This is a genomic window from Micromonospora olivasterospora, from assembly GCF_007830265.1.
Classification (GTDB): Bacteria; Actinomycetota; Actinomycetes; order Mycobacteriales; family Micromonosporaceae; genus Micromonospora; species Micromonospora olivasterospora.
The window spans coordinates 4,966,187-4,986,784 of the sequence record NZ_VLKE01000001.1 but is presented as its reverse complement, the minus strand read 5'-3'; the positions used below and the strand labels follow the sequence as shown (position 1 = coordinate 4,986,784).

The following is a 20,598-nucleotide window of genomic DNA, read 5'->3' as shown; positions in this document are numbered from 1 at the left end:
TGGAGATCTCCCCGCCCCCAGGAGGTCCAGTGGCGAGCGTCGCCGAGCTGAAGGCAGCCATCGATGTCGCCCTCCAACAGATCGGCGAGGGACAGACAGCCGTACAGGCGGCCGGCGAGAAGCTGGCCGAGGCACAGCAGACCCTGGCCGGGGCGCTGGAGGGCAGCGGCCACGAGACGGTCGAGGCGGCGCAGGCCGCGCTGACACAGGCCAGCCAGGAGTTGGAGGAGTGCCTCGCGGCCACCCTGGTCGCGGTGGAGCAGGCGCAGCTCTACATCTCCACGCTGTAGGGGCGCGCATGTCCATCGTCGAGGACATCGGGGCACGGCTGCGGGCCGCGTCCGAGGAACTGCCGCTGGCCCAGCTCGCCCTGGCGCTGGAGAAGTTCGGCCAGGCCACCGAGCGGCTGCGCTGGGTGCGACAGGAGTCGGCGAACCCGCTGGGGGTGCCCGAGCTGTCCGCCGCGACCGAGCACGCCGAGTCCGCTGGGCACGCGCTGCGGGTCGCCCAGGAGCAGCTGTCGGCGTACCTGGCCGCGATCGGGCTGGCCCCCGACGGCGCGCCCGCCCCGCGGCCGTCCGGCGACCGGCGGCCGGCGCACGACGCGCCCCGCGACGCCCCGCCCGGCGCCGCGCCGCCGCCGGCCGCCGGGGACGACAACCCGGTGCTGCGCCGCTGGTGGGCGGTCCGGGTGGCGGAGCTGACCGGCGGCCGGGAGGGCGGCCCGGACGAGCCGGACGAGCAGGTCGGCGACTCCCGGGAGCTGCTGCGCCGGGTGGCCGACGGGGTCCGCGCCGGCGACCGGGACCGGCTGCACCGCGAGCTGCGCGCCGCGCACGCCGACGTCGGTCTGGGGCTGGCCGCGATCGCGCCGCCGCTGCTGCGCGAGCTGGCCGGGGAGCTGCTCGGCCACCCGCCCCGCGCCGACGATCTGGCCCGGCTCCGGCGGGAGCTGGACGGCCGGGTCCGGGACCTGCTGCCCGGCCTGCCCGCGCCGGTGCTGGACACTCTGCTGACCAGGGTGTGCCGGATGCCCCCGCCGCAGCGCTCCGGGGAGCAGCCGCACGCCGCCGATCCGGCGGTGACCGCCGGCGTGGTGACCGGCGTGCTGCTGGCCCGGCTCGGCAGGAATCTGCCCCGCGACACCGAGGAGCCCGCCGCCGGGAAGCCCCCCGCCGACGGCGGTCGCCCCGGCACGGACCGTCCTGTGGGCGACGGCGGCGGGTCGGCCGCGCCGACGGGCGGCCGGCCCGCTCCCCACGGCTCCACGCGCCGGGGTTCCGATGGCTGACCGGCGCGCCCAACTGGTGACCCGGGTGCGGGGAATGCTCTCCGACGCGATGGGCGCCACCCGGAGCCGGCTGGCCGACGCCGAGGCCGAGTCGGCCGCCGCACGGGACCGGCTGGCCCGCGTCCGCCGGGCGGCGGCGGCCGTACCGGAGCGGGTGGGGGCCGAGCGGGACCGGCGGCTGGCCGAGATCGACGCCCGGCACGCCAGCCGGATCGCCGAGCTGGCCCGCCGGGCCGTCGAGGCGGCCCGCCGGGAGGCGCCCGGCGCGGCGTCGGCGGACTGGGCGGAGTGGCGGGCCGCGCCGGCCGGTCGGGGCGAGCCGCCCGGAGCCGTACGGGTCGGCATGGTCCGCGTTCCCGGCGCGGAGCCGGTGCCGGCGCTCGTGCCCCTGCTCGACGCCGGCCACGTGCACCTGTCCGGGGCCGAGGCCGACGGCGGCGCCGCGCTGGTGCCGGCCCTGCTGCTGCGCAGCCTCGGCCGGGCCGACGCGGGCACCGTGCGGCTGTTCGGGTACGACCCGGAGCACCTCGGCGGCGGGCTGGCCGGGTTCGCGCCGCTCGGCACGGCCGGGCTGCTGACCTTCGTGGGGCCGGGCGGGCTGGGCCGGCTGCTGGACGACCTGGTGGAGCAGATCCGCCGGATCAACGAGACGGTCCTCGCCGGCGAGTACCGCTCCCTGCGGGAACTGGCCGCCGCCACGGGCCGCCGCCCCGAGCCGTGGCGGGTGGCCGTGCTGCTCGGCGGCGACGAGCTGTCCCGCCACGAACGCGGCCAACTCGACCGGGTGGTACGCACGGGCGCGGCGTGCGGCGTGCACCTGGTCGTACGCGGCGTGCCCGTGCCCGACGACCCGACGGTGACCCGGATCGCGGTGGAGCCCGACGGGGCCCGTGTCGGCGGCCCGTCCGGCCTGCCGGTGGCCCTGGACCCGCCGCCCCCGCCCGCGCTGGTCACCGAGACGTGCCGGCAGCTCGCCGCCCGGGTCAACGCCGGACCTCCGCCGGCACCGTTCACGGATCTGCTCCCCCCGCCGGAGCTGATGTGGCGGGAGGACTCGTCCGGCGGCCTGACCGCGCCGATCGGCGAGGGCCCGCACGGCCGGCCCGTCCTGCTCACCCTGGGCGACTACCCGCCGCACGCGCTGATCGGCGGCCCGTCCGGCACCGGCAAGACCAACCTGATCTTCGCCTGGATCGGCGCGCTGGCCTCCCGCTACTCCCCGGCGGAGCTGGAGTTCTACCTGCTCGACTTCAAGGAGGGGGTCTCCTTCGCCCGGTTCGCGCAGGGCCGGCGGGACCCGAGCTGGCTGCCGCACATGCGGCTGGTCGGCATCAACGTCAACACCGACCGGGAGTTCGGCCTGGCCCTGCTGCGCTTCCTCGCCGAGGAGCTGCGCCGACGGGCCGACGCGGCGAAGAAGCACGAGGTGACCAAGCTCGCCGAGCTGCGGGCGGTCGACCCGACCGGGCACTGGCCGCGGATCGTCGCCGTGGTGGACGAGTTCCAGGCCCTGCTGGCGGGCCGGGACGTGGTGGCCCGGGAGGCCGCCGACCTGCTGGAGGACCTGGCGCGGCGGGGCCGCTCGCAGGGCATCCACCTGGTGCTGGCGTCGCAGGACGTCCGCGGCATCGAGGCGCTGTGGGGGCGGCCCGCCCTGGTCGCCCAGTTCACCCTGCGGATCGCGCTGCCCAAGGCGCTGCGCATCCTCGCCGAGCGCAACGACGCGGCCCAGTCGCTGCCGCGCCACCACGCGGTGGTCAACGCCGAGTCCGGCCTCGTCGAGGGCAACCAGGTGGCCCGGATTCCGTCGGCCAGCGACTGGGAGGCCTGGAGCGAGCTGCAGCACCGGCTGTGGCGGATGCGCCCGCAGGACGCGAAGCCGGCCCGCCTCTTCGACGGCGACGCCATCCCCCGGCTGGCCGACGCCCCGGATTTCCGGGCGCTGACCCCGCCCGACGGCGGCGGGCCGCCGCGCAGCCCGGTGGCGCTGCTCGGGGAGATCATCGACGTGCAGGCCCGCTCGGCGGCGCTGCGGCTGCCCCGGGCGCCCGGGCGGAACCTGGCCGTGCTCGGCACCCGCGTCGACGAGGCGTGCGCCGTGCTGGACGCCGCCGCCCGGTCCCTGGCCCGCCAGCACCCGCCCGGCACCGCCCGGTTCTCCCTCGCCTGCCTCGACCCGGACGCCGATCCGGCCGCCCGGGAGCTCTACGCCGACCTCGCCGACGACGCGGCGTGGTACGACGAGGAGACGGTCGGCGAGCTGATGGCCGAGACCGCGGCGGGACTGGACCGCCCCGGCGCCTCGGGCGTCCCGCACTACCTGCTGCTGTACGCCGTCGACGCGGCGGCCGGCCGGCTGGCGGCGCGCGCCGGTGCGCGTACCGGGCTGGAGCACCTGCGGCGGATCCTGCACGACGGGCCGGAGCGGCGTACGCACGTGCTGGCCTGGTGGCGGGGCGTGGCCCGGATGCGCGTGGACCTCGGCGGGCCGGCCGCCCGCACCGACCAGATCGGGGCGTGGGTGGCGCTGGACGTGCAGGGCGCCGAGCTGGGCTCGTCGCTCTACCCGGGCACGGGCGGCCCGGACTGGTACCCACGCCCGTGGCGCGGGCTCTTCTTCGACCGGGCGGTGCACCGCACCGGCCAGGTGATCATCCCCTACGGATCGACGCGGTGAACGAGCCGGTGACCAGCGAGACGTACGCGGCGCAGCTGCGCCGGTTGGCGGAGCTGACCGAGCAGGTGCGCGTCCAGCGCGCCGAGGCCCACACCTGGCACGCGCAGCAGTGCGCGGCCGCCGACCGGGCGGTGGCCGAGGCCGAGGAGCACCTCCGGTACGCCGAGCAGGAGGTCGTGGCGGCGCGCGAGCTGGTGGAGCGGGTGGACGCCGAGGCGGCCCACCTGTGGCAGCAGTTGCGGGCACGGCTGGGCTCCGGCGCCCGCCGGCTGGGCAACCCGCCCGGCCCGGGACGGGACGGCGCCGGCGACCCCCTGCTGCTGCTGCACGGGGTACGCGGGCTGCTGGACCGGGCGAAGCAGCCGGGCGAGCTGCCGGCGTCCGCCAATCCGCTCCTGGCGCTCTGCGGGATCGTGGGCGCGGCGGTGATGTTCGCCGTCGGCGCGGGCGCCCGGGCGGCCGGCGCCCGCTACGGCGGCGACCTGGCGGTGGGGCTGCCCGTGCTGGCGCTGGTCGTGACGCTGCTCGGCCCGCTGATCGGGCTGGCCCTGGCCAAGCGGCTGGCCGACCGCCAGCATGCGGTGCTGGCGCCCCGCCCGGTCACGGTCGTGCTGGCGGCGGGCCTGGTCACCACCGTGCTGCTGCTGGTCGTCGCCCGCTGACCGGCGCGACCGCCTAGCCCTCGGCGGGAACGGCGACGGCCTCGCGGAGCAGGCGGCGGGCCAGCACCACCCGGTCGGCGTCGTCGTCGAGGCCGGGCAGGTCGCCGACCCGGGTGACCGCGCCGGTCAGCAGCGCGCGTACCGCCGGCCCGCACCGGGTGGGCAGGGTGATCGTACGGTCGAACAGGCGCAGCGCGACCCGGTCGGGCCCCTGCGGTTCGAGCCGCCAGCGCAGCCCGGGGCGGGCGGTGAGCCGGGTGTCGACGTCGAGGGTGGACAGGGCGGCGGCCTGCGCGAGGGGCCGGATCGGCGCGGGCCGGGCCGCCGGCCAGGCCCGGGCCCGCAGCCGCGCGGCGACCGCGGCGGGGTCGGCGCGCAGCAGCCAGTCACGCAGCGCCTCCACGGTTTCGGTCAGCTCCGGCTCGATCGCGTCGGGGTCGGCGACGTCGGTGCCGAACGGCAGCCCGGCGCGCAGCCGCGGGTCCCCGGCGGCGAGGGCCAGCAGTTCCTCGACGATGGCGTACCGGGTCAGCGCGCGGACGCCGACGGTCAGGTGCAGCGAGCTGGACTCCTGGGCCTGGGCGCTGTGCAGCCAGCCCCGCGGCAGGTAGAGGGCGTCGCCCGGTTCGAGGACGACGTCGAGCGCGGCCGGTCCGTCGGCGGTGGCGGAGACCTCGTCGGCCAGCCCGCCCCAGGGCTGCCGTTCCAGGGGGTCGGGCAGCACCGGGGGGTGGATGCGCCAGTGCTTGCGGCCGTCGACCTGGAGCACGAAGACGTCGTGGGTGTCGTAGTGGGTGGCGAAGCCCTGGTTGCCGGCCGGGGTCAGGTAGGCGTTGACCTGAACGGGCTGCGCGAGGGCGGCGCCGAGGTCCCGGGCGAGGTCGACCAGGGCGGGCCAGGTGCGGTGCAGTCCCTGCAGCACGAGGGTGGCGCCGGAGGCGTACAGCTCCAGGACCCGCTCGTCGAGGACCTGGTCGGCGATCTCGGCGCCGGCACCGCCACCGCCGGTGTACCGCGCCGCCGGCACGAGCTGGCCGTCCTGGGCCACCCGCAGGAACGGGGTACGCAGGCCGCGGCGGCTGAGCAGCTCGTCGGCGTCGGCGGGGCTGAACAGGTCGGTGAAGCCGGCGGGGTTGGGCAGTTCCGCGGCGCGGGACAGCAGCGGGGTGCGTCCCCAGTGGGCGGCGGCGAACTTCGCGGGCTCGACCGCGACGCAGCGTGCGAGGGCCTCCGTGGCGGCGGACGACACCGCCGGGCGGACGGGGCCGCCCGGCGGCTGGGTGCTCGTCACGGCGCTCGGTCAGCGGGCGTTGCCGTCGGCGCCGCCGTCGCGCTGCCCGGGGCTGGCGCCGCCGTCGGCCGGGCCCTCCGCGCTGCCGTCCGCGCCGCCGTCGTGCTGGCCCGGGGTCGCGCCGCCGTCGGCCGGGCCTCGGCGCCCTGGTCGGCCCGCGGTCGGCCCCGCGCTCCGCGCCGCGGTCCGCGCCGCCGTCGGCGCCACCGTCGCGCTGGCCGACGGTGGCACCGCCGTCGGCCGGTCCCTCCGCGCTCGCGCCGCCGGTCGTCTGCATGTCGTCGTCGTTGAGTGCCATCCGGTGCTCCCTCGCCACGTGCCGCCCGACCGGGCGGCGGGGGTTCGTCGTGGAGCGGGTGGTACCCCACGCACGATCTTCTCTAACCACACGGTAGACGCCCGGACCGGACCATACGGCCGGTTCCCCACGGGCGACCGGCTCGGTCCGGTTCTGGTGCAGCTGCCCCCGAACCTGCCGGCCGACGCCGAGGCGCTCGACGCGACGCTGCGGCTCTTTCCGCCGGGCGTGCGGGTCGCGGTCGAGCCCCGGCACCCGAGCTGGTGGACCGACGCCACCCGGCGGGTGCTGGAGCGGCGCCGGGCCGCGCTGGTCTGGGCCGACCGGGGCAGCCGCCCGATCGCCCCGCTGTGGCGGACGGCGACCTGGCCCGCCGGGCGGGACGGCCGGTCAGCCGTACGCCGGGTGAACCGGCGCGCGGCTGACGCGGACGGCCCGCTCCACGGGTCGTGGGCGGGCCGGTCGGGTCTGCGGTCAGGGAAAGATCTTCGCCAGGTCCCGGGGCATGTTGTCCTTCACGTCGTTCATCTGGCCCGGGGTGACGTGCCGGCTCAGGGCGTCCAGCACCACCTGCACGACGCGCTCGGTGCCACCCTCGACGTCGTACGGAAAGCGCTGCCGCACCTCGAACAGGAAGTCGTCCCGGTTCAGCTTGACCGGCACGTCCATCGGCTGCCAGCCGTCGAAGTAGATCCCCCGCACCAGCACCGGCAGCTGCGCGGCGAACTCCACGCTCTCCTGCACCGGCATCCGGTCCCGCAGCAGGTGCAGCACCGTGCGCAGCGCGCAGTAGGACTGGTTGCGTTGCGACTTGGGCCAGCCGTAGGCGGCCTCGATGTCCTTGAGGATCAGGTTCGTCTTCTGGATCGAGGACTCCACCGCGGATTCCAGCTGCTCAGCCATCTGCCCACCCCCGTAGGTCGGTATGCCACCGTCGGTCGTCGTCGCGCGGCGGCGGCCCCGCCGGGCCCCGCCACTGCCGGGTCGGGCTGACCCGGCCGGGCCGCGCCCCGCGGCGGGCGCCGGCCGATCCGACGACGTGCAGCACCCTGCCGCGCCGGCGATCCGGTACGTCCCGAACCGTCATCTGCGCACCCCCTGACTGTCGGCGTCGCGGCCACGGCGGACCACGCACACGCCCATGCTGCGCGGCGCCGGGGTGAGCGGGCCTCACCCGGTGCGGGTGACTTCCTCACCGAGGAGGGACTGGAGGCGCTGCCCGTTGCGCTGGGCGTAGTCGCGGTAGCAGTTGTTCATGAGGACGTGGGTCCGGCCGGCCCGGTCGGCCAGCTCGCGCAGCTTCGGCGCCCAGTCGGCCAGCTCCCGCTCCGAGTAGTCGTAGCCGAACTTCTCGTGGATGTCCCGGCTCGTCCACCTGTCGCTGTGCCCGTGGAAGCGGACCACCGCGAGGTCGGCGGTGGCCTCCAGCACGGGCGGCACGGACGAGCGATGGCCCTGGGGCATGTCCACGCAGACGTACGCCAGTTCGTGGCGGCGCAGGAAGTCCAGGGTCTCCTCCCGGTTGGCCCCGTCGAACCAGGAGGCGTGCCGGAACTCGAAGGCCGGCCGCAGCGGCGCGCAGCGCCCGGCGACCTCGAGCAGGTACTGCTTGTTGTCGCGCCGGATGGTGAACCAGGGCGGGAACTGGAACAGCAGGGCGCCGAGCCGGCCCGCCTCGACCAGCGGGTCCAGCGCCGAGAGGAAACGCGTCCACACCTCCTCGTACGCCTGCGCGGGTAGGTCGTCGGGGTAGACGTTGCGCTTGTCGGTGTCCGGCCGCAGGTCCTTGTACAGCGCGGCCACCCGCGTGGGGTGGCCGGTGAGCAGGCTGAACGCCTTGACGTTGAAGGTGAATCCGGGCGGTGTGCGGTCCACCCACAGCCGGGCGGTGCGCTCGGCGGGCGGCGAGTAGTAGGTGGCGTCCACCTCGACCAGCGGGAACTGCCGGGCGTACCAGGACAGTCGCTGCTCCGGCGTGTCCGCGGTCGGCGGATACCAGCCGGAGTCCAGCAGGGTCCGGTCGGTCCAGGACGCGGTGCCCACCTTGATCTCACCCATGACTGGCGTCCACCGCGTCCCGCCCGACCGACGATCCGTACGTCTCAGGCCGCCCGCCGCTCCCGGTTCTGCTTGCAGGACACACAGGACGTGGCGGATGGAAAGATCTCCAGCCGCTCCACCGGGATCGGCCCCGAGCAGCCCTCGCAGTAGCCGTAGGTGCCCTCCTCCAGCCGGGTCAGGGCGTGCTCGAACTGGGCCCGGCGGTCGAGGATGGTGCGCAGCAGGGACTGCGCGGTGTCCCGCTCGGCGGTCTTGGTGCCGCTGTCTGCCTGGTCGTCGCCGGCGGTGTCGCCGACCTCGACCAGCCGCAGCACCTGGCTCTGCAGCACCGCCTGCTCGTACTCCGCGGTGAGCTCGTCGTAGCGCGCCCGCAGGGCCGACCGGATCTGGTCGGTCTCCGCCTGCGATCGGCCGGTGTCAACCGTGTCGTGGACGAGCATCGCTGCCTGCCTTTCGTGGGCCTGGTAACGCCGGGGGCGGGCCCCGGTTCCGGACGATGAGACGCGCGCGGGTGATCTCACCCGCGCTCTGTGAGCCGGGCGATTACCCGGCGCCCGTGCGCGTCAAACCGGCGAAATCACCGGGCGCTCCGTCGATGCGCCGCCGGCCTCCCGGTCCCGCGGGGGCCGGTCGCCGGCTCGGCGCTCAGCCCGGGCCGTCCGGCTCCACCAGCGCCGGGTGGCGCGGGTCGTCGGCGCGTACCACGACGTCGGCGAAGGCCGCGGGGGCCACCTCGTCGGCGTACCGGGCGAAGGCCGGCAGGGTCCAGCGCAGGCCGGGGTCGGTGCGCCGGGCCAGGGCGGCCGCGGAGAGGTCCAGGTGCACGGCGACGTCGAAGGGCAGCCCGGCGCCGAGCAGCAGCGGCCCGCTGACGAGCACGACGCCCTCGGGCGGGAGGGTGACGTACTCCGCCCGGCTGGCCCGGTCGGTGCGCGCGTCCCACAGGGTCGGCAGCAGCCGCCCCGAGCCGCCCGGCCCGGCCGGGTCGAGCACCTCCCGGCGCAGTCCCGGCTCGTCGACCCAGCCCTCGTAGTAGGCGTCGGGGTTGGTCCGGCCGCGCTCCAGGCGGACCGATGCCGGCCGCAGGAAGTCCTCGGCCCGCACGTGCAGCACGGGCCGGCCCAGCGCCCGCAGCGGGGCGACCAGCGCGTCGGCCAGCGCGTCGGGGGCGGCGGCGGGCGCGCCGTCGACCGCCACCCGCAGCCGCCCCGGGGTGCGGGTGACGGCCAGCCGGTCGGCCAGTTCGGTGACGAGTCGGTCGGGCGAGATGGGTCGTACGCGCACCCGACCATGGTGCCCGGTCAGCCGCTGCGGTCGATGGTCACCCGGGCTTCGTCGGCGAGCCGGTAGCCGACGCCGTACACCGTGGTGACCAGGGGGACCTCCACCCCGACCTTGCCGCGCAGCCGGCGTACGTGCACGTCGACGGTGCGCACCCCGGCGTGCTCGTACCCCCAGACGGCGTTGAGCAGTTGCAGCCGGGTGAACACCCGCCGGGGGTGGGCGACGAGGTGCAGCAGGAGGTCGAACTCCAGCCGGGTCAGCGGCAGCGGCTCGCCGTCGCGCAGCACCGACCGGGACGACGCGAGGATGTGCAGCGTGGGCACCGGCGGGGCCACCGGCCGGGGCGGGGTGCGCCCGGCGGGCACCTGCGTGCCGGTCGACACGACGCCCTCGCCCTCGCCCCGCTCCAGCATCTCCCGGGCCGCGTCGAGCAGCCGGCGCGCGGCGGGTGTCAACGGCTCCTCGCCGGCCAACGGGATGGTGAGCGTCACGGTGAGCACGGGGGCCGGGCTGTTGGTGGGGCGGCGCTGGCCACCCGGGGGACGACCGGGGACCGAAGGCTGGGACGTATGCCATCCGGCGCGCGACGAGGCGGGGCTGACCGACATGGTCCTCCTTGGTTGGTCCGGTTCCCCCACGGCCCGGGACGCCGCTGGTCGACGCGTCCCGGCGGCCCTGAGGAGGGTCAAGGGGCGGCAGCGTTGCCTGCACGTGACACTTGGCGAACACATCGGAGCCGCATGCTCGCTCTGCGTACGACGTTTGATGATTACAGCAGAGCCGCCGGGCCGGCCGGATACGGGGGGGTACGTACCCGGGCGGAGCGCATTGTCCGGCCCGGCCCGCCGGGCGGCCCCCGGTACGCGCGCGCGGCGCACCCCGGGGTGGGGTGCGCCGCGCGGTCGCCGCAGGACGGGCTCAGCGGTCCGGGTCCACGCTGATCCGGGCCTCGTCGGCGAGCCGGTAGCCGATGCCGTACACGGTGGTGACCACCGGCGTGGCGTCGAGCTTGGCCCGCAGCCGGCGCACGTGTACGTCCACGGTGCGGGCCACCGCGTGCTCGTAGCCCCACACGTTGGAGAGCAGTTGGACCCGGGTGAACACCCGCCGGGGGTGCTGCGCCAGGAAGAGCAGCAGGTCGAACTCGATGCGGGTCAGCGGGATCACGCGGCGGCCCTGCCGGACCACCCGGGACGCGGCCAGGATGCGTACCTCGCTCGGGTCCTCCGGCGGCGGGACGACGGCGAGGGGCCGGGGCGCTGCCGGAGCCGCCCCGACGGGCGACCCGACCACCCCTACCGCCGCGCCCGGCGGCCCCTCGGCGGGGCCGGGCCACGACCCACCCGGGCTCTGCGGTTCCGCCGGGCCGGTCAGCAGCCGACCCTCCCCCGACTCGGCGAGTTCCCGCAGCAGCTCGACGAGCCGGGCGAGCCGGGGTGTCAGAGCGCCGGGCGTGAGCTCGACGGTGACGGTCAGCGTCGGCGCGGACCGGGGGTGACGCGGCGGGACGCGGTCGGCGCGGCACACCGGCGCGCGGTCGGGGCGGCCCTGCGGGGAACGCTCGGCCCGGCCTGCCGGCTCGGGACGGGGAGAGATGGCGACGACGGACATGGTGCCTCCTGGGATGGCGGTGCCGCCCGCCGCGTTTGGCGGGGCGCGGCGGTCAGTGGCGCGCCGAGCCGGCGGTCACCGGCGGCGCGACAGGCGAGGGTCGCAGCGGGGGCGTGGGGCCGAGGGTGGGCAGGCCGGTGATGCGCCAGGCGGCGAAGCCGCCGACCACGTCGGTGGCGTGGTGCAGCCCGAGGTCCTGTAGCGCCGCGGCGGCGAGGGAGGAGGTGTAGCCCTCCTGGCAGAGGATCACCACCCGCAGGTCGTAGTCGACGGCCTCCGGGAGGCGGGACGGGCAGCGCGGGTCGAACCGCCACTCCAGCACGTTGCGCTCGACGGCGAGGGCGCCGGGCACCGTGCCGTGCGCGGCACGCTGCGCGGCCGGCCGGATGTCGACCAGCAGCGCGCCGCCGCGGTACGCCAGGTGCGCCTCCTCCGGATCGAGCCGGCGCAGCCGGGACCGGGCCGCGGCGAGGATCTCGTCGATCCCGCGGGAGCCGGGCGGCGGCACCGGCGCGGGACACGCCTGGGTGGGAGCGGAAAGGTGCGGCATTTCTCGGTGTCCTTCCGGGAACGCCCGGGCGGTCGTGCCCGCCCGGGCGGGGTCGGTTCTTCGTGTCACCAGGCGACGCCGGCCTCGGCCACCTCGGCGGCCCGCAGCAGCCCGTCCTCGAGCTGGTAGCGGGTCATCCGGCGCAGGGCGGGCCGGTAGACGTGCACGCTGACCGCGGGCTGGTCGTCGCGGTTGGTCACCACGTGCACGTGGGCGGGGCCGAACCGCCGGCCGGCACCGGTGACGAGCCGGCGCGGGCGCAGCCGGCCGCCGCCGACCGTCTCCTCGGTGAGGACGCCTGCGACGACCAGGAACGCCCCGGAGGCGCCGCCGTGGTCGTGCAGGTCGGTGCCCTGGCCGGGCAGCCAGCTCAGCGCCCACACCTCGTGGTCGGGGCCGGTGGCCAGGCGCGCGTACCACCGCTGCTCGGGGTCGAAGCGCACCGGCACCGGCCAGCCGGTGGGGTCGGCGGCGTACCGGGCGGCGACGGCGAGCAGGTCGGCCTCGGGGCGGCGGCTGGTGTGCATCGGCGGACCTCGCGGGGATCGGGCGGCGCGGGCACCACCACTATAGGAGGGAAAGCCTATAGGTTTAGTAGGTAATACCAGATGCTGGGACGGGCCCCGTTCCCCCGGGTGTCGGGTCCGGCCGGGGGCGGCACCGGACGTGGCGCCGGCCCGGCTCAGCGGCGGACCGGCGGCGCCACCCGGTAGCCGGGCACCGACGGCCAGCGCACGGTCAGCACCACGGACTCGCGCTCGGCGTACCAGGAGTGGTCCACGTCCCGGCCCCACACCACGTAGTCGCCCGGCTCGGACAGCACCACCGTGCGGTCCGGCAACTCGACGCGGAACCTGCCGCTGACCAGCACCAGCAGCGCCGTACGCCGCTCGCCGGTCGCCCACCGCGAGCGGGCCTCCCCCGGCGGGTGCACGCCCCACTTCACCTCGACGTCCGTGCTGTGCCGGGGGTCGCCGGGCAGCCGGAAGTGCCCGAGCAGCCAGCCGCCCTCGGCCGCACCGTCCGGCCCGGCCTTGCCCACGTACACGCTGTCGTCCATCGCCCCTCCCCGCGCACCGGCTCGGCAAGCTACCAGCCGGTGCCGCCAGCCGAGGGTTGACCCCGTCCGGGGCGGGGCCACGGTATACAGGGGCGGTGGAGGATCCCCTACCGGAGCAGATGCGCGCGGCGGCCACCGCGCTGCTGGGCGCGCTCGACGAGCCGGCGCGGGCCCGCGCGGCGTACCCGTTCGACGACGACGCGGCCCGGCGGTGGCTGGAGTACCGGCCGCGCCCCCGACCCGGCGCCTGCCTGGCCGACCTGGACCGGGCCGGCCGCAAGGCCGCGCACCGGCTGCTGGCCACGGCGCTCAGCCCGGCGGCGTACGCCCAGGCCATGGCGGTCGTCGCGCTGGAGGAGGTGCTGGACCGGGCCGAGGGCTGGCACCGGGGCCGGCACAGCGGCGACTACTGGGTGGCCGTCTTCGGCGACCCGGGCCGCGACGACCGGTGGGCCTGGCGGTTCGAGGGCCACCACCTGTCGGTGAGCATGACCGTCGTCGACGACCAGGTCTCCCCCGCGCCGATCTTCCTCGGCGCCAACCCGGCCACCGTGCGGCACGCCGGCCATCCGGTGTCCCGACCGCTCGGCCCCGAGGAGGACCTGGCCCGGGCGCTGCTGGACGCGATGGGGCAGGCCGGCCGCGCTGCCGCGATCGTCGCGGACGAGGCACCGGGGGACATCGTCAGCGCCACCCGGGCCCGGGTGCCCGGGCCGATCGCGCCGCTCGGGGTGCCGGGCGACCGCCTCGGCCCCACCGGCCGGGCGCTGCTGGACCAGCTCGTCGCGCTCTACCTCGACCGGCTCCCGCCGGAGCTGGCCGCGCGCGAGGCCCGCCGGGTCGCCGGCGGGCCGCTGCACTTCGCCTGGGCTGGCCCGACCCGGCCGGGCCAGCGCCACTACTACCGGGTGCAGGGCGACGACCTGCTGATCGAGTACGACAACACCACCGACGACGGCAACCACGCGCACACCGTGCTGCGCCGGCCGGCCAGCGACTTCGGCGCGGACGTGCTGGCCGAGCACCACGCCGACGCGCACGGCTGACCTGCCCGGCGCGGCCCGCCTCAGGCCGGCTTGACCGCCTCGATCAAAAACCGCCGGGCGTGGGCGACGAACGGGCCCTCGGCGACCATCCGGGCGTGCAGGCGGGCGAGCTGTGGGCGGTACCGCTCGACGGTGAAACCGGGGACGGTCCACACCACCTTGCGGAGGAAGTAGACCACCGCGGCGATGTCGTGGAAGACGGTGCGCAGCGTGGCCTCGCGCAGGTCGACCACCGTCAGGCCGGCCGCCCGCGCGGCGGCCGCGGCCTGCTCGGGCAGTTGCCGGGTGGGCGGCGGCAGGGGGCCGAGCAGGGCCTCGCTCAGCTCCCGTACGGTGCCGCCGCGGATCTGCTGGGACAGGTACGTGCCGCCCGGCCGCAGCACCCGGGCGATCTCGTCCCACGGGGTGTGCACGGGATGGCGGCTGACGACGAGGTCGAGCGAGGCGTCCCGCAGCGGCAGGGCCGCGTTCTCGGCGACCCACAGCACGGTCGCGCCCAGCGGGCGCAGCGTCCGCCGGGCCACCTCGACGTTGGGCGGCCACGCCTCGGTGGCGTGCGCCATGTCGCCGACATGGCGGCATCCGCCCGGCTCGGACACCCCCATGTCGGCGACACGGGTGTGGATCAACCCGCCCGGGTGGAGCCGGCGACGTCGGCCAGCGCCCCGATGCTGCTCGCGTCGGCGCGACCCGCCTCGAACTGGCGCAACAGCCGGGAGCCCAGCCACACGCCGACCCCGCCGACGCCGAGGGCGACCAGCTCGATCGCGAGCACGATGCCGGACGCGCCGCGCTGCGGCGACTGTGCCCGGCCCAGGCAGGTCAGCAGGAACAGCCCGGCCATCGCGGCGTTGACCAGGTTGAACGTGATCTTCGTGCGCCGCGTCCGGCCGCCCGTGGCGTCCCACAGGTCGACCATGCCGGCCACCGTGGACAGCCCCGCCGCCACCAGGGCGGCGACGCACGTCCAGTAGCCGACCTCGCCGAGGAAGGCCGGCCCGCCGACGACGTCGGCCAGGTCGAAGATCGTGGCGCAGACGAAGAGCCCGTACGGGAACGTCACCAGCATCGGTTGGATCGGTTGCCCCTGCACCCGCAGCCGGCTCTCCATGGCGCCTCCCCTGCTCGCGTCAGCTTCCCAGTCCAGGGTGCTACCCGCGGGTACCGGATGGGAAACGACGGGCCGAACGGGAGGCGACGGACATCGGACACCGCCCGTCGCGCAGGGATCAGCTGTCCCGGGGACGGGACACGGTCACGACCAGCCGCTCGGCCACCTCGCGCAGCGGGATGTCCAGCGACGCGGCGGCGCTGCGCAGCACCTGCAGCGCCTCGGGCGCCGGGCAGCCGCGCTGGGTCATGATCACGCCGATGGCCTGACCCACCACCCCCTCGCCGAGCAGCGCCGCGTCCAGCTCGTCGGCCCGGGCCGCCTGCCGCTCCCGTCCCCGCACGGCGGCGAGCAGCAGCCCGGCGTGCTCGGCGAGCAGCATCGCGGTGAGCTGGTGCCGGGTGGTCAACGGCTCGGCCGCCGAGGCGTACAGGTTGATCGCCCCGATGACCTGCTCGTCGACGTCCACCGGCGCGGAGATCACCCCCCGCACCCCCAGCTCGCGGGCCCGGGCCGTCCAGGCCGGCCAGCGCTCCTCCCGCCGCAGGTCCTCCGAGAGAACCATCTCCCGGCGGTGGATCGCGCTCATCGCCGGCGAGTCGGGACCGTGGCTCAGGTCGTCCAGGCCCGCGAGGGCGGGGTCGGACGCGGCCGCCCCGGCCGGTTCCCCGGCCCGCAGGGCGGTGAAGCCGCACCACGCGACGCCGGCCACGGCCTCCCGGGCGATCCGCACCAGGTGGACCAGCGCCTCGTCGAAATCGGTCACGGCGATCAGGCCGGCGGTCAGCTCCCGCAGCAGCGCCGCGGTCTCCAGCACACTCAGGGTCCCGGTGCCGGGCGCCTGCGTCTCCAGGTTCACCGGGCCACTGCCCCCGCCGTCGCAGAGGCCGGCGCGCACGGCGACGCGCCGGCCTTCGGGTGTCTCATCGTCAGTTCTCTCCCGGTTCATCGGCCCCGGCCTACTACCCCGGCCAACAAGGGTCGAAACGACCGAAAACAGCCTGGCGTTCCTGGTCAGCGGCCAGAAAGGGCGGGTCGCGCGGGCGCCGGCCGCGGCATGTCGCGGCCGGCGCCCGCGGTCAGCGCGAGGCGGAGCTGAGCCGGCGGCCGACCGAGGCGATCAGGCGGTCCAGCTCGGAGCCGAACGGGTTGTCGTGCACCAGGTACGTCCAGGTGGCGCTGGGCCGCACCAGCTTCGAGGCGTCCGGCTCCCAGTCCTCGTCGAATTCGGTCTCCGTGAACGTGTCGATGGTGCGCGTCTCGATCTCGGGGACCAGCGCGTTGAACGCCGGCACGGCCGCCCGGTGGAACTCGTCGAGCGGGTCGAGGCGCCCCAGCGCCCGCAGGTGCACGCCCTCGCGCACCTCGGACAGCTCGGCCAGGTGCGCGGCCCAGAGCCGGTCGAGGTGGTACAGGGCGATCGACCGGGCGACCCGCGCGAGCAGGTCCTCGTCCATCTCGCCGGCCTTGTCCGGCACCCGCTCCAACAGCATGATCGCGGCGACGTCGCTGGTCAGCAGCCGCTCCCGCCGCTCGGCGAGCGCCTTGCGCTGCTGCTCGATCACCACGCTGTAGCGCCAGGTGTTGCGGTGGATCTCGTGGTTGACGCCCTCGGCGACCCGCTGGGCGTGCTCCACCGCGTAGTCCACCTGCGGGTCCGTGACCAGGCCGTCGGCGTTCATCCGCGGCGACGCGGGGACGGCGTCGCCGGCGTGCCGGACCACCAGGTCGTCCTCCAGGCTGACGAAGAACACCGAGCCGCCCGGGTCGCCCTGCCGCCCGGCCCGGCCGCGCAGCTGGTCGTCGACGCGGCGGCTGTCGTGCCGGCCGCTGCCGATGACGTACAGGCCGCCCAGTTCGGCGACCCGGTCCCGGTCGGTCTGGTCGCTGCCGCCGAGCCGGATGTCGACGCCCCGGCCGGCCATCTGGGTGGAGACGGTCACCGCGCCGAACTTGCCGGCCTCGGCGATGATCGCCGCCTCCTCGTCGTCGTTCTTGGCGTTGAGCACCACGCAGGGCACCCCGGCGGCGTTCAGGCCGGTGGCGAGCTGCTCGGACTCCTTGACGTCGAGGGTGCCGACCAGCACGGGGCGGCCCGCGGAGTGGCAGCGCCGGATCTCGTCGACCAGCGCCTCGTCCTTCTCGGCGCGGGTGGCGTAGATCCGGTCCGGCTCGTCCTCCCGGACGCAGGGGGTGTTCGGCGGGATCACCGCGACCTCGAGGCCGAAGAACTCGCGCAGCTGGTCGCCGACCAGCACGGCGGTCGCGGTCATGCCGCAGACCGTCGGGTACAGGGCGATGTACGCCTGCACGGCGATGGTGCCGAGCACCTCGCCCTCGGCGGTGGCGTCCAGCCCCTCCTTGGCCTCGACGGCCGCCTGGAGGCCGTCGGGCCAGCGGCGGCGCTGGGCCACCCGGCCGCGCATCTCGTCGATCAGCTCCACGCTGTCGTCGCGGACGATGTAGTCGACGTCGCGGTGCAGCAGGGCGTGCGCGTGCAGCGCCACGTTGACCGCGGAGAGCTGCCCGACGTGCTCCTCGTCGTACAGGTCGATGCCGCCGAGCTTGGCCTCGACGGCAGCCAGGCCGGCGGAGGTGAACGCGACGCTGCGGCCGTCCTCGGCCACCGTGTAGTGCTTGCCCTTGCGCAGGCCGCGGACCAGCGCGGCGGCGGCGTGCACCGGGTCCTGCTCGTCGGAGATCGCGCCCGCGAGCACCATCGGCACCCGGGCCTCGTCGATGAGGATCGAGTCGGCCTCGTCGACGATCGCGGTCTTCAGCTTTGGCTGGACCCGGTCGGCGAGGTCGGTGACGAGCTGGTCGCGCAGGTAGTCGAAGCCGGCCTCGCTGACGGAGACGTAGGTGACGTCGCAGGCGTACGCCTCGCGCCGCTCCTGCGGCGTGGACGCCTCGTTGACCCAGCCGACGGTCAGCCCCAGCAGGGTGTAGATCGGCTCCATCCACTGGGCGTCCCGGCGGGCCAGGTAGTCGTTGACGGTGAGCACGTGCACCGGCCCGTTGCCCAGCCGGACGTGCCCGTACGCGGCGATCGTGGCGGTCAGGGTCTTGCCCTCACCGGTGGCCATCTCGGCGACCTTGCCCGACAGCAGGGACATGGCGCCGAGCAGCTGCACGTCGTACGGCCGCTGGTCCAGCCCGCGACGGGCGGCCTCCCGGCCGAGGGCGCAGATCTCCTCGTATCCCGAGGCTGCGCCGGCGGCCTCGGTGAGCTCGGCGTCGGTCAGCGCCGACAGCTCCTCCTCGCGCGCCTCGATGGCCGGCAGCAGCTTCTCCAGCGGGGCCAGGTCGACCGTGGTGCCGGGCCGCTGGAGGAACCGCCGGAACCTGCTCTTCAACCGTTGCGACACACCCATGAGCCGCAACGGTACGCGACTCGGGCCGACTTTTGCTCCCCCCGGCCGGCCGCGGCGGGCCGGCTCAGGCCGTCAACACCACCTGGAGCTCCTGGCGGCGACGCGCGGCCAGATCGGTCAGCAGGGCCGGGGCCTGCTCGAACGGTACGACGGCGGACACCAGGTGCTTCCGGATCGCCCCGCCGTGCGCCCGCAGCAGCTCGATCGTCTCGGCCGACAGCCGCTCCCGGTCCCAGATCGGGGCGAGCCCCCGCGGGACGCGCCCGATCTGGGCGCAGCGCAGCGACAGCCCGTTGTGGTGGAACTCCTCGCCGAACCGGACCTCGTCCGCGCCCGCCTGGTAGAAGGCCAGGTCGATCACGGTGCCCTGGGGTCGCAGCAGGCGCAGCGCCAGGTGGAGCGCCCACGCCTGCCCCCGGCACTGGAAGACGACGTCGGCGCCCCGGTCGCCCGCGGCGTGGTTCCACCGGGTCTTCAGCACCACGGCCGCGTCGTCGGCGCCCGGGTCGAGGGTCTCCAGGCCGAGCGCCTCGGCGACCGCCCGGCGCCGCGGCGTGGGGTCGAGCACCACCACCGACGCGGCGCCGTGCCGCTGGGCGAACAGGGCGGTGAGCAGAGCCACCACCCCGGAGCCGACGACGGCCACCCGCCGGCCGCGCACCCCGTCGCCCAGCGACCGGACGTCCGTGCCGCACAGGTCGGCGGCGGCGTGCAGCAGCCCGTTGGCGCAGATCGGGCCCATGTGCGCGACGTAGACGCCGAGCAGCGGGTCCAGGTCTGCGGGGAGCGGGACGAACCGCTCGGCGACGGGGTCGGCGACGTACCCGGTGCGGTGGCCGTAGGCCATGGCCGCGACGGTACCGACGGCGACGGCGGGGCTGCGGCTCTCCACGACCCGGCCGACCTGCATGTAGCCGAGCCGGGTCACCGGGTACGGGCTGCTGGCCGGACCCGGCTGGAACAGCCCCAGGTCGGCGTCCCAGGCGGCGGCGAGGTACGGGTTGGTGCCCTTGACGTAGCTCAGCTCGGTGCCGCTGGAGACCCCGCTGTGCAGCGTCTCCACCCGGAACGTGCCGTCGCGCAGCTCGTCGGCGTCCTGCTCGACCACCTCCACCCGCCCCGGGCCGCCGACCACCACGACCCGGTCACGCATCGAAGCCCACCCCGGACGGCGCCGGCCCGGTGACGGCGACCCGCGGCAACCCCGCCGGCCCGGTGGGCAGCGACACGGGGCGGCCGGTGCGGGCCGACTCGGCCACCGCGAGGGCCAGCCGCTGGGTGCCGAGCGCCTCGGCGTACGGGACACGGACGTCGTCGCCCACCCCGCGGACCGCGTCGACGAAGGCCCGGTCGACGGCCACCCGGGCGCCGTCGGGGTCGGCGGGCAGGTACCGCTCGCCGTCCTCGGCGCAGATTGTCAGCCCGTCCTCGGCCAGCGACAGGGCCAGCCCGTCGGCCACGATCTCCAGGCCCGCCCGGTGCTTCCAGCCGAGCACGCAGGCCGCGGCGAGGGTGCCCACCGCCCCCTCGGCGAAGCGCAGCGCGGCGGTGGTGACCGAGTCGACGTCGGCTCCCTCGACCGGCGGCGGGGTGCCGTCGCCGTACGCGCTGACCTCGGCCACCTCGCCGACCAGCAGGCGCATCAGGTCCAGCACGTGCGCGGCCTGCTCGACCACCGGGCCGCCGGAGCGGTCCCGCCGGGCCCACCAGGCCACCGGGGGCACCCGGTCCAGCCAGGAGCCGCCGACCATGCGCACCGGCCGGTCGGCGAGCAGTTCCCGGGCCTGCTCCACCACGTGCAGGTACCGCCAGTGGTGCCCGACGCCGGTGAGCAGCCCGCGCCGGGCCACCAGGTCGGCGATCCGCTCGGCGGTGTCCAGGTCCAGCGCGACCGGCTTCTCCACGAACATCGGCACCCCGGCGGCCACCACCGCCTCCTCCACCGGCCCGTGCGCGAACGGCGGCACGCACACGTAGACGGCGTCGGGCCCGGCCGCCAGCAGCTCGTCCACGTCGAGGAAGGCCCGCGCACCGTACGCGTCGGCCAGCTCGGCCGCCGCGTCCCGCGTCACGTCGGTGACGCCGAGGATCTCCACGTCGGCGAAGCCGTCCAACACCCGGGCGTGGCGCTGCGCCACCCCGCCGGCCCCCACCAGTCCCACCCGGCACGCGCGCATGAACCAGACCTCTCCGTCGCGGTCGCCGACCCACGACCACTCCCCGTCGTGGGGACGGCCAAACGTCGCGGCGCGAACGGGGCGGCACCGGGCTCGTGATCAGGC

General features: G+C 76.2%; 21 protein-coding genes and 2 pseudogenes. 6 read left to right on the top strand and 17 right to left on the bottom strand.

Features of this window, described 5'->3' with window-relative positions:
• The first annotated feature begins 29 nt into the window (after positions 1-29).
• The 4 genes from JD77_RS22990 to JD77_RS22975 are packed head-to-tail and all read left to right on the top strand — an operon-like array spanning position 30 to position 4,630.
• Positions 30-290 (top strand): hypothetical protein, encoded by a 261-nt coding sequence (locus JD77_RS22990; RefSeq protein WP_145776130.1) that lies wholly within the window; start codon positions 30-32, stop codon positions 288-290.
• Positions 291-298: 8 nt separating this feature from the next.
• Positions 299-1,291, top strand: coding sequence for a hypothetical protein (locus JD77_RS22985; protein WP_145776129.1), 993 nt, complete (start codon positions 299-301; stop codon positions 1,289-1,291).
• Positions 1,284-3,968 carry an FtsK/SpoIIIE domain-containing protein gene (locus JD77_RS22980; RefSeq protein ID WP_145776128.1) on the top strand — a complete coding sequence of 895 codons (2,685 nt, stop codon included), beginning with the start codon at positions 1,284-1,286 and terminating at the stop codon, positions 3,966-3,968. The genes JD77_RS22985 and JD77_RS22980 overlap by 8 nt, the downstream gene beginning before the upstream one ends.
• Positions 3,965-4,630: a hypothetical protein gene (locus JD77_RS22975; RefSeq protein WP_145776127.1), complete on the top strand. Its 666-nt coding sequence runs from the start codon at positions 3,965-3,967 to the stop codon at positions 4,628-4,630. Before JD77_RS22980 ends, JD77_RS22975 begins: the two co-directional genes overlap by 4 nt.
• A gap of 13 nt (positions 4,631-4,643) precedes the next feature.
• Here the strand turns inward: JD77_RS22975 and JD77_RS22970 are convergent, their stop codons facing one another.
• Positions 4,644-5,921, bottom strand: coding sequence for a cupin domain-containing protein (locus JD77_RS22970; protein WP_145776126.1), 1,278 nt, complete (start codon positions 5,919-5,921; stop codon positions 4,644-4,646).
• Positions 5,922-5,930: 9 nt separating this feature from the next.
• Positions 5,931-6,219 (bottom strand): annotated as a pseudogene (locus JD77_RS35225) (hypothetical protein).
• Between the two features lie 3 nt (positions 6,220-6,222).
• Between JD77_RS35225 and JD77_RS34835 the strand changes: the two are divergent.
• A pseudogene (locus tag JD77_RS34835) lies at positions 6,223-6,576 on the top strand (DUF72 domain-containing protein); the annotation flags it as partial.
• A 117-nt stretch (positions 6,577-6,693) separates the two neighbouring features.
• Here JD77_RS34835 and JD77_RS22955 read toward each other — a convergent pair.
• The 9 genes from JD77_RS22955 to JD77_RS22910 all read right to left on the bottom strand — a co-directional run bounded on the left by JD77_RS22955 (position 6,694) and on the right by JD77_RS22910 (position 12,785).
• On the bottom strand, positions 6,694-7,122 hold the full coding sequence (locus tag JD77_RS22955; RefSeq protein WP_145776125.1) for a DUF2267 domain-containing protein: 429 nt from the start codon (positions 7,120-7,122) through the stop codon (positions 6,694-6,696).
• A 267-nt stretch (positions 7,123-7,389) separates the two neighbouring features.
• Complete coding sequence (locus JD77_RS22945) at positions 7,390-8,277, bottom strand: DUF72 domain-containing protein (RefSeq protein ID WP_145776123.1); 888 nt, start codon at positions 8,275-8,277, stop codon at positions 7,390-7,392.
• A gap of 44 nt (positions 8,278-8,321) precedes the next feature.
• Positions 8,322-8,720, bottom strand: a complete 399-nt coding sequence (locus JD77_RS22940) for a TraR/DksA family transcriptional regulator (RefSeq protein ID WP_145776122.1) — start codon at positions 8,718-8,720, stop codon at positions 8,322-8,324.
• 205 nt (positions 8,721-8,925) lie between these two features.
• Positions 8,926-9,564, bottom strand: a complete 639-nt coding sequence (locus tag JD77_RS22935; RefSeq protein WP_145776121.1) for a nucleoside/nucleotide kinase family protein — start codon at positions 9,562-9,564, stop codon at positions 8,926-8,928.
• 17 nt (positions 9,565-9,581) lie between these two features.
• Entirely contained in the window at positions 9,582-10,172 is a 591-nt protein-coding gene (locus tag JD77_RS22930) for a winged helix-turn-helix domain-containing protein (RefSeq protein WP_145776120.1), read from the bottom strand.
• Positions 10,173-10,482: 310 nt separating this feature from the next.
• Positions 10,483-11,175, bottom strand: a complete 693-nt coding sequence (locus JD77_RS22925; RefSeq protein ID WP_145776119.1) for a winged helix-turn-helix domain-containing protein — start codon at positions 11,173-11,175, stop codon at positions 10,483-10,485.
• A gap of 52 nt (positions 11,176-11,227) precedes the next feature.
• A complete protein-coding gene (locus tag JD77_RS22920) occupies positions 11,228-11,725 on the bottom strand; it encodes a rhodanese-like domain-containing protein (protein WP_145776118.1) in 498 nt (165 codons plus the stop codon).
• A 65-nt stretch (positions 11,726-11,790) separates the two neighbouring features.
• Positions 11,791-12,252: a cysteine dioxygenase gene (locus JD77_RS22915; RefSeq protein WP_145776117.1), complete on the bottom strand. Its 462-nt coding sequence runs from the start codon at positions 12,250-12,252 to the stop codon at positions 11,791-11,793.
• A 155-nt stretch (positions 12,253-12,407) separates the two neighbouring features.
• Positions 12,408-12,785 (bottom strand): cupin domain-containing protein, encoded by a 378-nt coding sequence (locus tag JD77_RS22910; protein ID WP_145776116.1) that lies wholly within the window; start codon positions 12,783-12,785, stop codon positions 12,408-12,410.
• A gap of 95 nt (positions 12,786-12,880) precedes the next feature.
• On the opposite strand from JD77_RS22910, the gene JD77_RS22905 reads away from it, so the two are divergent.
• Entirely contained in the window at positions 12,881-13,831 is a 951-nt protein-coding gene (locus JD77_RS22905; RefSeq protein WP_170286515.1) for a DUF3500 domain-containing protein, read from the top strand.
• A gap of 20 nt (positions 13,832-13,851) precedes the next feature.
• Here the strand turns inward: JD77_RS22905 and JD77_RS22900 are convergent, their stop codons facing one another.
• The 6 genes from JD77_RS22900 to JD77_RS22875 form a co-directional block, all read right to left on the bottom strand.
• Positions 13,852-14,460: a class I SAM-dependent methyltransferase gene (locus tag JD77_RS22900; RefSeq protein ID WP_246140861.1), complete on the bottom strand. Its 609-nt coding sequence runs from the start codon at positions 14,458-14,460 to the stop codon at positions 13,852-13,854.
• On the bottom strand, positions 14,457-14,942 hold the full coding sequence (locus tag JD77_RS22895; RefSeq protein WP_145776115.1) for a DUF2231 domain-containing protein: 486 nt from the start codon (positions 14,940-14,942) through the stop codon (positions 14,457-14,459). Before JD77_RS22895 ends, JD77_RS22900 begins: the two co-directional genes overlap by 4 nt.
• Positions 14,943-15,060: 118 nt before the next feature.
• On the bottom strand, positions 15,061-15,801 hold the full coding sequence (locus JD77_RS22890) for a GAF and ANTAR domain-containing protein (RefSeq protein WP_246140860.1): 741 nt from the start codon (positions 15,799-15,801) through the stop codon (positions 15,061-15,063).
• Positions 15,802-16,021: 220 nt separating this feature from the next.
• On the bottom strand, positions 16,022-18,316 hold the full coding sequence (secA2, locus tag JD77_RS22885) for an accessory Sec system translocase SecA2 (protein ID WP_145776113.1): 2,295 nt from the start codon (positions 18,314-18,316) through the stop codon (positions 16,022-16,024).
• 64 nt (positions 18,317-18,380) lie between these two features.
• Positions 18,381-19,469: a zinc-binding dehydrogenase gene (locus tag JD77_RS22880; RefSeq protein ID WP_145776112.1), complete on the bottom strand. Its 1,089-nt coding sequence runs from the start codon at positions 19,467-19,469 to the stop codon at positions 18,381-18,383.
• A complete protein-coding gene (locus JD77_RS22875) occupies positions 19,462-20,493 on the bottom strand; it encodes a Gfo/Idh/MocA family protein (RefSeq protein WP_145776111.1) in 1,032 nt (343 codons plus the stop codon). Before JD77_RS22875 ends, JD77_RS22880 begins: the two co-directional genes overlap by 8 nt.
• Between the last annotated feature and the right edge of the window lie 105 nt (positions 20,494-20,598).